General features: G+C 49.5%; 6 protein-coding genes (1 of these 6 only partly in view). 2 read left to right on the top strand and 4 right to left on the bottom strand.

From position 1 onward, the window contains the following. The 3 genes from msrP to ilvY all read right to left on the bottom strand — a co-directional run. A protein-coding gene (gene msrP / locus ACO05E_RS09670) for a protein-methionine-sulfoxide reductase catalytic subunit MsrP (RefSeq protein WP_419812729.1) crosses the window boundary here: on the bottom strand, window positions 1-864 show its 5' portion. The gene continues 141 nt to the left of window position 1, outside the view; only the first 864 of its 1,005 coding nucleotides appear in the window; it begins with the start codon at window positions 862-864; the stop codon falls past the left edge of the window. A 90-nt stretch (window positions 865-954) separates the two neighbouring features. Continuing rightward, entirely contained in the window at window positions 955-1,758 is an 804-nt protein-coding gene (pssA, locus tag ACO05E_RS09665) for a CDP-diacylglycerol--serine O-phosphatidyltransferase (protein ID WP_419812728.1), read from the bottom strand. A 46-nt stretch (window positions 1,759-1,804) separates the two neighbouring features. Further along, window positions 1,805-2,680: an HTH-type transcriptional activator IlvY gene (gene ilvY / locus ACO05E_RS09660; RefSeq protein WP_419812727.1), complete on the bottom strand. Its 876-nt coding sequence runs from the start codon at window positions 2,678-2,680 to the stop codon at window positions 1,805-1,807. A gap of 160 nt (window positions 2,681-2,840) precedes the next feature. Here ilvY and ilvC point away from each other — a divergent pair, with 160 nt between their 5' ends. Further along, a complete protein-coding gene (ilvC, locus tag ACO05E_RS09655; protein WP_419812726.1) occupies window positions 2,841-4,331 on the top strand; it encodes a ketol-acid reductoisomerase in 1,491 nt (496 codons plus the stop codon). A gap of 259 nt (window positions 4,332-4,590) precedes the next feature. After that, the gene (locus ACO05E_RS09650; protein WP_419812725.1) at window positions 4,591-5,643 is read left to right on the top strand and encodes a YjgN family protein; all 1,053 of its coding nucleotides are present in this window, start codon (window positions 4,591-4,593) and stop codon (window positions 5,641-5,643) included. A gap of 154 nt (window positions 5,644-5,797) precedes the next feature. Here ACO05E_RS09650 and ACO05E_RS09645 read toward each other — a convergent pair whose 3' ends face one another. Next, window positions 5,798-6,838: a lipin/Ned1/Smp2 family protein gene (locus tag ACO05E_RS09645; protein ID WP_419812724.1), complete on the bottom strand. Its 1,041-nt coding sequence runs from the start codon at window positions 6,836-6,838 to the stop codon at window positions 5,798-5,800. Window positions 6,839-6,845 lie beyond the last annotated feature (7 nt).

Here is a 6,845-nt window from a genome sequence, read left to right as displayed (position 1 = left end):
GTGATCGACTTGTGGATTCACGTTGGCATAAAAGCCATATTCATGGGGCGCCAGATCAACCCAGGTGGTCTTTGGCATCTCTTCGACAAAACGGATTTTGACGATCGACTTGATGCTTTTGAAACCGTATTTCCAGGGCACAACCAAGCGGAAAGGTGCACCATTCTGATTCGGTAACACCTCACCATATAAACCAACGGCCATCAGTGTCAGTGGGTTCATCGCTTCATCCATACGCAGCCCTTCTACATAAGGCCAATCGATGGTTGAGAATACTGAACGCTGACCCGGCATTTGTTTTGGGTCGTGTAAGGTTGTGAATTCAACGTACTTGGCAGAAGACAAGGGTTTAAAGCGCTTCAGCAAAGAGGACAACTCAAAGCCAATCCACGGAATCACCATCGACCAGGCTTCAACACAACGCAGACGGTAAATGCGCTCTTCCAGATCCACCTGACTGAGAATATCTTCCAGTGTGAACGTGCCTTTTACCTCACACTCACCATCAATCTCGACACTCCACGGGTCAGCCTTAAACTTGGAGGCGTAGCGATAGGGGTCTTCTTTACTGGTGCCGAATTCGTAGAAGTTGTTGTACTGCGTCACATTAGAGTACGGAGTCAGAGTTTCGTCTTTACCCCAGGCCGTCTCTTTGGCAGCGGCAACCTGCTGTTTCAGCCATGCAGGGCCATTGTTTTTATTGCGGGAAGCTTCGTGTGTTTGAATGGCCTGAGCCGGCAGTGATGCAGCGGCCAGTCCGACAGCAGCACTCTGACCAAGGAACTGTCGACGATTCAGATAACTACTGTGAGAAGTGATCTCCGAGGATAAAGCGTCGGATTTCTTTGTACGTTTAATGATCATGCAATAATCCTGTCTAACGGCAACGTGGCAACAGATGTGGAAACATCGGCCAACCATACTCCAAGATTAGACAGGTTATCGCTAAAAGATTCAGTTCGCCTGTTTTTTATTTTTCAGGCGAGTCCAACCTTCGTAAGCCGGGCCGGATAAGGCATAAGCCATAAAGGCACCGAGCAGGATTTTAGCCGGGTCAATGGAGACCACAACAAACACCATCACCACGGCCAACATAGCAACAAACGGCACCTTACCTTTCAGGTCCAGTCCTTTAAAGCTGTGGTAGCGGAAGTTGCTGACCATTAATAAACCCGCTCCCGGCACAATCAGAGCCATCAACCAGGCCATATCTGATCCGGCAACTCCGGTTTCACTGAATGCCCAAACCGTACCGGCCACAATCGCCGCAGCAGCTGGACTGGCGAGACCGGTAAAGAAGTTTTTATCAGCAACCGCCAATTGAGTATTAAAGCGTGCCAACCGTAGTGCCGCACCGGCGACATAAATAAAGGCGGCGACCCAACCAATCTTACCCAGGCTCTGCATCGACCAGCTGAATGCCACCAGCGCAGGAGCCACACCAAACGACACCATATCAGCCAGACTATCGTACTCAGCACCGAAGTCGCTCTGGGTATTGGTTAAACGCGCTACGCGACCGTCCAGGCCATCAAGAATCATGGCAATAAAAATGGCGATTGCCGCATTCTCAAAATGACCATTCATGCTGGCAACCACCGCATAAAAGCCAGAGAACAATGCGCCAGTGGTAAACAGGTTCGGCAACAGATAGATGCCTTTACGTCCTGGCCACTTAACGGGTTTATCAACCCCTTCCGTTTGATTGTCTTGCGGGTTATCAGTCAAAGGAACAACCTTATTATCTTCCTGGTTCATTCTTAACTCGTTACAAAATAGCGTATCAACACTTCATTATGGGGTATTAGAGCGCGGCTGTCTTCCACAATGCTTGTAACAAGGTTTCCTGCATGCGTTGAGTCTTGGCGCATAGCCCGACAGCAAAGGGCTCCAGTTCAGGCTGAACCGACAATACCCGCACTCGTGCCGCCATTGGGCTGTTCTTTAATACCAGCTCGGGCACCACGCCAACTCCGGCACCTAACGCCACCATACTCACAATCGCTTCATGGCCGGAAACCTGAGCATAGATATTGGGGGTAATATCACGCGCCGCAAACCAATAATTTACCCGGGTACGGGCCAGGCCGGTTTCCGATAACACCATCGGTACCGCCGACCAGTCGATTTCTGCCTGATTCAGTTGCGCTATGGTGGTTGCGTTCTTTGGCGCAATAAACAGCAGTGGCGACGGCATGATGGTTTTAAACGTCAGCTCCTCACTGAGTTGCTCCGGCCGTGCGGCTACCACAATATCGGCCTCTCCGTTTTCAACCTTCAGAATCGACTCCGCCGCATCCCCCGTATGAATATGCAGATCAACCAGCGGGTAACGCTCACGAAAACGCGCCAGCAAATCCGCTAAGAAACTATAGCTGGCAGTGACTGAGCAAAACAGCGTCAGCGATCCTTGCAGGTCACTCACCTCTCCCGATACCGAGTTCCGCAGCTGCTGCCAATCCGACAGTGTGCTTTCAGCATGACGCTTAAACAGCTCACCGGCATTAGTCAGAGACAGTGGCGACGTTTCACGTACTAATAAGGTGGCACCCACTTCTTCTTCCATGCGCGCCAAGCGACGACTCAGAGTCGACGGGCTCATATGTAGCTCTTCACTGGCTTTGCCTAAATGAAGGTGAGAGCACAAACTAAGAAATGACTGTAGGTCTTTGTAATCCACGATTTCCTCGCTATTAACACTGAAACTCTGGATTATTTTTCAGTCGCCGTTGCAAATTATGCAACACCACCTCGCAAATATAGCATTTTACGCAACACCCATCTTCTTCTATTATTCGCCCCGATTTGATTTTTGTAACTCTGATAATGGAGAACCTGTCATGGGTGAGAACTATTTCAATACGCTGAACCTGCGTCAGCAACTGGACCAGCTGGGTCGTTGTCGTTTCATGGACCGTGAAGAATTCGCAAACGGTTGTGAAGCTCTGAAAGGTAAGAAAGTAGTTATCGTTGGTTGTGGTGCTCAAGGCCTGAACCAGGGTATGAACATGCGCGATTCTGGTCTGGACGTTTCTTACGCTCTGCGCCAGGCAGCCATCGACGAAAAGCGTCAGTCTTTCCTGAACGCTTCTGAAAACGGTTTCACCGTTGGTACTTACGAAGAACTGATCCCGACTGCAGATCTGGTTTGTAACCTGACTCCAGACAAGCAACACACCAGCGTTGTTGAAGCAGTAATGCCGCTGATGAAGCAAGGCGCCACTCTGGGTTACTCCCACGGTTTCAACATTGTTGAAGAAGGTATGCAGATCCGTGAAGACTTAACCGTAATCATGGTTGCTCCTAAGTGCCCGGGTTCTGAAGTACGTGAAGAATACAAGCGTGGCTTCGGTGTACCAACGCTGATGGCTGTTCACCCTGAGAACGATCCAGAAGGTAAAGGTCACGATCAAGCGAAAGCATGGGCTTCTGCCACTGGCGGCGACCGTGCCGGCGTTCTGGAATCTTCTTTCGTTGCTGAAGTTAAGTCTGACCTGATGGGTGAGCAAACCATCCTGTGTGGCATGCTGCAAACTGGCGCCATCCTGGGCTTCGAAAAAATGGTTGAAGACGGTATCGACGAAGGCTATGCAGCCAAGCTGATCCAATACGGTTGGGAAACTGTAACTGAAGCGCTGAAGTACGGCGGCATCACCAACATGATGGATCGTCTATCTAACCCAGCTAAGCTGGTTGCTTTCGACATGGCCGAAGAGCTGAAAGAGCTGATGCGTCCATTGTTCCGCAAGCACCAGGACGACATCATGACGGGTCACTTCTCCAAGACCATGATGGAAGATTGGGCGGCTGGCGATGCCAACCTGCTGAAATGGCGTGAAGAAACCGCAGAAACTGGCTTCGAAAAAGCACCAGCTTCTGACGTTGAAATCGACGAGCAAGAATACTTCGATCACGGCATCATGCTGGTTGCTATGGTGAAAGCGGGCGTTGAGCTGGCATTCGAAACCATGGTTGAGTCTGGCATCGTTGAAGAGTCTGCTTACTACGAGTCTCTGCACGAAACGCCACTGATCGCCAACACCATCGCTCGTAAGAAACTGTACGAGATGAACGTTGTGATCTCTGATACTGCAGAATACGGCTGCTACCTGTTCGCTCACGCGGCAGTGCCTCTGCTGCGCGAGAAGTTCATGCCACACATCGCTACCGACGTAATCGGCAAAGGCCTGAACCTGAAGTCTAACTCTGTCGACAACGCTCGTCTGATTGAAGTGAACGAGCTGGTTCGTAACCACCCAGTTGAGTGGGTTGGTCAGGAGCTGCGTGGCTATATGACTGATATGAAGCGTATCGTAGAAGCTTCTAAATAAGCGATCTACGTTGCCATTGCTGTGTTAAAACTTAGCTGCGGATGCTCACTTAATACTTATAAGCTGCGTGTCCTCGCTAAGTTTTGCCTCGCACTGGCTGCCTCGATAACGCTTATTCAAGGTTTCCGTAAGGCTTCTTGGCAAAGTTATTGAGCATAAAATCCCCGTCGGAAGTAATTTCGGCGGGGATTTTTATTTGTTATGGTGCATATCAACATGTACACCTGAAAACAGATTCAACAGAGCTTCGGAAGTAATAATGGATAGGGATATTCTGCGCAGTGATCAGTACGATCTTCACCGTGATCAACCAAACACAATCCAAACCGCAAACAAGAGCACCAGTGACTCACCAACGAATATTTCTTTTGACGGCAATATTCAGGCTTACACGCTACAGTGGCTGATCAATGCCTTCTTATCTTTCATTACCGCTGGCTTGTATCTGCCCTGGGCCAGAGCTTCCAATTTACGCTATTTATACCAGCATACGCACATTGATGGGCATCCATTAAAATACCATGCAACACCGTTAAAAGTGTTTGGTACCAATCTGGCATTAATTGTTATGCTGCTATTAATTGCTGTTTTTATTAACCTTCCGTCATCGCGTATTTTTACCATAGCCTCGTTGCTTGCTCTGATTCCATGGATGATTAATTACACCATTCATCAGCGACTGAGCATGACCAGTTATCGCGGTAAATTCTTTTCATTTCATGGCAATATTTTTGATACCACCGTTAATTTTTTCTTAGTGCCACTCTTAGCCGTCTTAGTGATGGGATTTTTTATTCCGTTCTGGCTCTATCGACTGCACAAATACGTGATTGAATCGAGCCGCTTTGATGACCAGCGCATTACCCTCGATGTTGATTCTGGCAGCTACCTGAGAATGATTGGTGGCGGCGTTATCCTGGGCGCTCTGTTTTTAATGTTACTTAATCTGGGATTGGCGGTTATCGCGATGGGATTAGAGTTCGTACTGCAGGGAATCGAGCTTGGAGACAGTTACGTGATTATGCTGACGTTTGGCGTTGCATTAATTTTAAGCGGTTACTTCGCCGTCGGTTTTATTCAAAGTTATTTGCAGAATCATATCGTCAATGCACTACAAATAGGCCAGCATACACGTTTTGAGTCCACTATTCAGCGCAACGCTTTTATTCGCCTGATGCTGGAAAATGGCGTGTTAATGGTCGTGACACTGGGGCTGGCCTATCCGGCCACTCAAATACGTAAACGACGTTTTCTGGCGGCCTCGACTCGGGTTTATTATGGGCCGAGTTCAGATGGAACAGCGGAGTCATAACCACTTCGCTGATTAAGTTCCGTTCATCCATTCGATTACCGGATTAATTGCTGGCTTCACAGGTTTTTCACACGCCATTTAAAAATAAAAAGCCCAGTCAACATTCGCTGACTGGGCTTAGCCTGAACTTATAACTGAAGCAGAAAGAAACGAATCAGTTACAGCCGCTGTGTGGCGTGTTCAGCACAACGTCTGAAATGTGCTGCTCGTAACCTTCGCTGGTTAATGCCTGAGTACCGTTAATACCGGCATTTTCACCAATGATGTAGGTTTGTGCCAGCGGGATACCAGCATTATGGAAAGCTTCTGCATCGGTATCGGCGTTGCCATAAGCGCGGAAGAACTCCATACCTGCCGCCTGGAATTCCTGCAGCACGTCTGTTTTATATTCTGCCGTTTCGAACAGACCAATTTCATTGGACAGCGTGGTACGCAGGGTGAAGTCCGGCAGGTGCAGCGTCTCACGTAACCAACGGCGGCTGCCTTTGGCGTACCAGTAACTGCGCGCGGTAACAAACACCGGGTGGTAACCACGGTCGATATATTCCTGAACCAGTTGGCCCGCTGCTGAGCGTGGAGTTGCCGCTTCGATGCCGGTGTAATCCAGCACCTGCTCTAAATCGCTCAGGGTCAGGGTTTCGTCGATATCGAAGACAACCGCTTTTTTACCCGGCTCAATCGCAGTGATGTAGGCATCGGCATAGGTCAGGTCACCCATAACCACCATACGCAATACGTATTGGCCTTCTTGTTGACCATCCACCGGCACAAAGATTTTGCCATCGCTGTTGGTGGTGAATTCGCCCTGGTATTCCCAGCTATCTTTGCCGGTGCCCGTCAGGTAAGCACGGACTTTTTCGCCTTCCAGGTCTTTATGCAGAATGGCGCCGTAATCAAACTTACCGGTAACGGTTACCGCATCGCCCGCTTTGGTGATGCGGTCATGGCCCATATGAAACGGCGTGCTGCGCGCTGTAATACGGCTGGAAAAACGATCAAAGCCCTGCTGCTGTGGAAACTGAAACGCCGTTGGGTTCTGGCCTGCGTCAAAGTCTGTGCAGTTCACCACGCCATCCAGCACGATATCAATATCACTGCCCGACACATCGTCGACAGCGGTCGGATCAGACATAGCCTGCGTCATTGCAGCAGACAAACTCAGGATGGCCGAAGCAGCCAAACGGGAAATTCGCATGGGGTTA

Source organism: Bacterioplanoides sp., assembly GCF_965226395.1.
GTDB lineage: Bacteria > Pseudomonadota > Gammaproteobacteria > Pseudomonadales > Oceanobacteraceae > Bacterioplanoides.
The sequence above is the reverse complement of the archived record's forward strand: the minus strand, read 5'-3'. Positions and strand labels throughout refer to the sequence as shown.